The organism is Bacillus sp. JJ1127 (assembly GCF_036965845.1).
Classification (GTDB): domain Bacteria; phylum Bacillota; class Bacilli; order Bacillales; family Bacillaceae_G; genus Bacillus_A.
The window spans coordinates 1-4,610 of the sequence record NZ_JBALQK010000374.1 but is presented as its reverse complement, the minus strand read 5'-3'; the positions used below and the strand labels follow the sequence as shown (position 1 = coordinate 4,610).

At 34.3% G+C, this 4,610-nt stretch carries 4 protein-coding genes; 2 read left to right on the top strand and 2 right to left on the bottom strand.

What is annotated here, in order from left to right; all coding sequences use genetic code 11:
• Positions 1-16 precede the first annotated feature (16 nt).
• Positions 17-1,177: a cation:proton antiporter gene (locus V7183_RS24680; RefSeq protein WP_335361178.1), complete on the bottom strand. Its 1,161-nt coding sequence runs from the start codon at positions 1,175-1,177 to the stop codon at positions 17-19.
• A 291-nt stretch (positions 1,178-1,468) separates the two neighbouring features.
• Here V7183_RS24680 and V7183_RS24675 point away from each other — a divergent pair, with 291 nt between their 5' ends.
• On the top strand, positions 1,469-2,302 hold the full coding sequence (locus tag V7183_RS24675; protein ID WP_335361177.1) for a MerR family transcriptional regulator: 834 nt from the start codon (positions 1,469-1,471) through the stop codon (positions 2,300-2,302).
• Positions 2,303-2,412: 110 nt separating this feature from the next.
• Entirely contained in the window at positions 2,413-3,768 is a 1,356-nt protein-coding gene (locus V7183_RS24670) for an MATE family efflux transporter (RefSeq protein ID WP_335361176.1), read from the top strand.
• Between the two features lie 21 nt (positions 3,769-3,789).
• Here V7183_RS24670 and V7183_RS24665 read toward each other — a convergent pair whose 3' ends face one another.
• Complete coding sequence (locus V7183_RS24665; RefSeq protein ID WP_335361175.1) at positions 3,790-4,467, bottom strand: DUF421 domain-containing protein; 678 nt, start codon at positions 4,465-4,467, stop codon at positions 3,790-3,792.
• Between the last annotated feature and the right edge of the window lie 143 nt (positions 4,468-4,610).

Here is a 4,610-nt window from a genome sequence, read left to right as displayed (position 1 = left end):
ATTGATGTATATATAGTTACGATTTACCTAGTTTTAATTGCTTATCTTTTACACCGAAAGAATATTTCAGCATTGGTGGTGTAATCATTGTTGTTAAAATAACGACAATAACAATTGCTGTAAAGTAGTCTTTTGCTAGTAGGCCAGAAGCAAGTCCCTGTCCTGCAATGATAAGAGCAACTTCACCGCGGGAAATCATGCCAGATCCGATAATTGTAGAAGACTGTAAATCAAAGCCTGTGATTCGTGCCCCAAAGCCGCAACCAATTAGTTTTGTTAAGACAGCAATGATGGTTAATGCTAAGATAAACCATACTTTATCTCCAATACCTGCAAACGTAATGTTCATGCCAATGCTGACAAAGAAGATCGGAACGAACATTGCATAAGCAATTGGTTCTACTTTCTTTTCCACTTCATGTTTGTAATCTGTCTGAGAAATGGCAATACCTGCTGCGAATGCACCGATAATTCCAGCGATTCCTAATAGTTCACCAAAATATGCGAAGGCAAAACAAATGATAAGAGCTGCACTAATAATAGATTCTGATACACGAAGTGGTGATAACCAGCGCATAATCATTGGAACACCTTTCCAGCCAATTAAGATAATAGCTGCAAAGAAGACAACTTTTTTCAAGATAATCACTGTTAAATTCACATCACCTGTGCCTAGGAAACTCATCGCAAAGGCTAGTAAAATAACAACAAGAATATCATCAAATACAGCTGCACCTAACATAGTTGTACTTTCTCTTGTTTTCATTTTACCTAAGTCGCGAAGTGTTTGTACGGAGATACTAACACTTGTTGCACATAGAAGTAATCCTAAAAAGACTGCATTAGATTGTTCCATGCCAATTACAAGTCCTGCAACATAACCACCCACAAATGGCAGAACGATGCCACCAACTGCAACCGCTAAAGAGGAATTGCGGTTTTCATTTAGTTCTTTTAAGTCTGTTTCAAGTCCAGCCATAAACATAAGGAGAATAACCCCTACCTCACTTAACTGTGTGAGTAAATCTGAATTGTTAACCCATCCTAATACAGCAGGCCCAATAATAATACCGACGATCAATTTTCCAAGTACAGATGGTTGACCAAGCCTAACACTAATGTCACCAGCAATTTTTGTACTTAATAAAATTAACGCAATTTGAAAGAAAAATTCCATCTCATCTCTCCTTTTCATTTTTTGTTTGTATCATACGATTTCTCGGAGTGTGCTTAATGTAAAACAATATGTAATACACATTAAACATGAGGTCTTTGTACGAGTTCTTTTGAACTTGTAATTTGAACCTGTAATAAATATATAATAAGTTTTAGAAAAAATCAATGTAAAATTAGCAGTTTTTTTAGTAGAGGATTCATTTTGAATAAGGAATATATGCCTATATAATGAAGGGTAAGAAGAAAGAAGCTAGAAGGAATAAATCTATTTGAAAGAAACGGAGCAGGAAATATGTTATTTAATCAACGTTTTACAATTGGAGAAATGGCAAAAATGCATAATATTCCAGAATCAACATTACGTTATTACGATGAAAAAGGTATTTTTCATCCATCCATTGTCGATCCGCAAACAAATTATCGGTATTACACCATTGATCAGTTTTCACTTTTAGATACAATTAAATTTTTACGTCAGTTAAATATTTCTTTAAAAGAAATAAAGAAGTATATTGATGAAAGAAATCCAACTTATGCTTTAAATCTACTTGAAAAACAGCAAGAGATGATGTTAAAGAAGCAAAAGGAAATTGAATATGCATTGGCGAAAATGAAGCGTAAAATTGAGATGATGAAAGAAGCTACACGATCAAAAGTAAATCATGTCATATTTAAAAAATTCCCAAGGAGAAAAATTACGGCGCTAGCTGTTGCACCGAATCCAACGGATAATATGTTTGAATATTATATACATTCACTTCAAAAAAATATGAAGCAAATAGATGATAGTGTATTTTCAGGAGATATTGGTGTGACAGTATCAAAAGAAGCATTGTTTCAAAACGAATTTCAAGCATATAATCGTGTTTTTATTTTGCTGGATTATATGCCGTTTCAAGTGACGACTTCAGATGCCATTAAGGAGGGGATGTATGCCTGTTCTTATCATCATGGGCCGTATGAAAAAACGGATGGAACTTACAAGGAGTTGTTAAGAATCATTAAAAAGGAGGGATATGAAGTATCAGGAGATGCAATTGAACTTGCTTTAATTGATTGGTCTGTGACAGAAAATCCAGAAGAGCAAGTAACGGAAATACAAATCCCTGTCGTAAAAAAGAAATAGAATGCAGTAAGAATTTGCTAAGAAAAATTGCATTTTTTACTTCTCTCTTGACCTTCAAGTTGCTTTAAGGTTTAAAATGTGAGCAGAGAGTCGTAAAGGAGCAATTTAAAATGGAAACAACAGAGAAGTTAAGAGAAGAACCAATAAAACGTTTGTTTATTTCGTATTTAATACCAGCTGTTCTTGGAATGGTATTAATGTCAGTTAATATTATGATTGATGCAGTGATGATTAGTAGGGGAGTAGGAGCGAATGGTTTGGCCGGAGTAAACGTTGCCGTTCCAGCCTTTTCAATCTTTTTTTCTATCTCACTATGGATTGGTATGGGCGGGGCAACATTGTACTCCATTGCATTAGGTGAAAATAAAATAGAGCGAGCGAGATCTATTTTTACACAATCCATGACAGTAGCAGTTATAATTGTAGGTATTTTAATGGCTATTTGTTTATGGAAAATAGAAGATTTAGCTTATTTATTTGGAGCAAATGATGTAATCTTGCCGTATGCTTTAGATTATTTACAAGTATTGTTAACATTTGGGATGATATATGTTTTAGAAAATGTTTTGAGTACGTTTATCCGTAACGATGGGAATCCAAATTTAGCAATGGCTGGTCTTGTTATAACAGCTTTATTAAATATCGTATTTGATTATGTCTTTATCTTTATATTTGGCTGGGGTGTAACAGGAGCAGCGGCAGCGACTATCCTCTCAGCAGCAATTGGTTTTCTTGTTTTATTAAGTCATTTCTTTAGAAAAAGTAGTATTTTAAAATGGACGAAATTTCATTTTGAATGGGAGACAGTCAAACAAATTATGGTGATTGGTTTTCCGAGTTTTACAACTGAAATAACAGTAGCGATTGTAACAATTGGTTTCAATATAGCCTTTATTCAATATGCAGGAGAATTAGGAGTTGCCTCCTATGCGATGGTAAATAGCATTCATTCCATGACATTGTTATTGTTCTTTGGTGTTGGAGCAGCATTACAACCAATTGCAAGTTTTCATTATGGTGCAAATTTATCTGAAAGATTAAGGGAAGGATTAAGTCTTGCCGTGAAAATAGCAGTTGCACTTGGGTGTGCAGCAATTGTGATTGGTTTATTCTTTGGGAAATATCTGATTGGTTTATTTGATGTTCAATCAACAGAATTATTTCAATTAACGATAACGGGAATTAGCCTTTTCTTTATTCAATATGTATTTTTAGGTTATAACATTGTGTATGGAGAGTATTTTCAGTCGGTAAGACAAACGAAGAAATCAGTCTTTATTATTTTGAGTCGTGGTTTATTGTTCATTATTCCGCTACTATGGATGATGCCAAAGTTGTTCGGAGTAAATGGAATTTGGCTTGTAATGCCAGTTGCAGAGCTATTAACAGCGATTATTGTATTTGGGATGAACCGTATGAAGCATCCTGTACCATTACGAATCATGGAGGAAAAACAAGCATCATAATGAAGAAATCCCCTTAACCGTTTAAGGGGATTTCTCATTTTTCAGCGTAATCGTAAAGGAGCCATCTGTTTCTTGGACGGAAGCAAAAGCGATATTTTGTATATCTTTCACGCCTTTATCGAGTAACTCTTTATGGAGCCATTTTTCATTTTTGTGGATTAACTTTAAATTATCGTGTTGGATCTGTGCATCAACGATAAGAGCGATTGGTAACCCAGCATATTTCACATCGATATGCATATCTTTTGGAGTAAGAGGAACAAGCTCTCTTTTAGGTAAAATACTAATTGCACCATTTGCTTCTAAAATGGCATATTCAATTTCATGCACGCTAGGATATCCTGCTACGCGAAGATTAGAAAGTAATTCGGCGATTGGATATCTGCTTTTCTTTAAATTTTCAAAAATAATATCTCCATGTTTAATTAAAATAATGGGATGCCCTAGGATGAAACGATTGAGTTTATTGAGTAGACTTAGCTTTGTGATCAAAAGATGAAGGCATGTAATGACAATCATACCGACAATAGCTTGCAAAGCACCATCAACCGGCATTGCTTGAAAAGCAAAATAGGATAAAAAGATAATGGCTCCAAAATCATGTGGTGTAAGCTGTGCGAGTGCGGATTTGCCTAGCAGTTTAAGCGATATGAGAAATAATAAAAAGAAGAATGTTACATTACATAAAAAAGCAAACAATGTTTACACTCCTTCATACAAAGCTCCCATTACAAAATATACTTTATTCACTATGCCCTTATTTATTATAAATATTACTTTTTAAGGTTGAATTATATATACATTAATTAAAAAAACGACATAACCCCCCTCTTTTAGGTGGG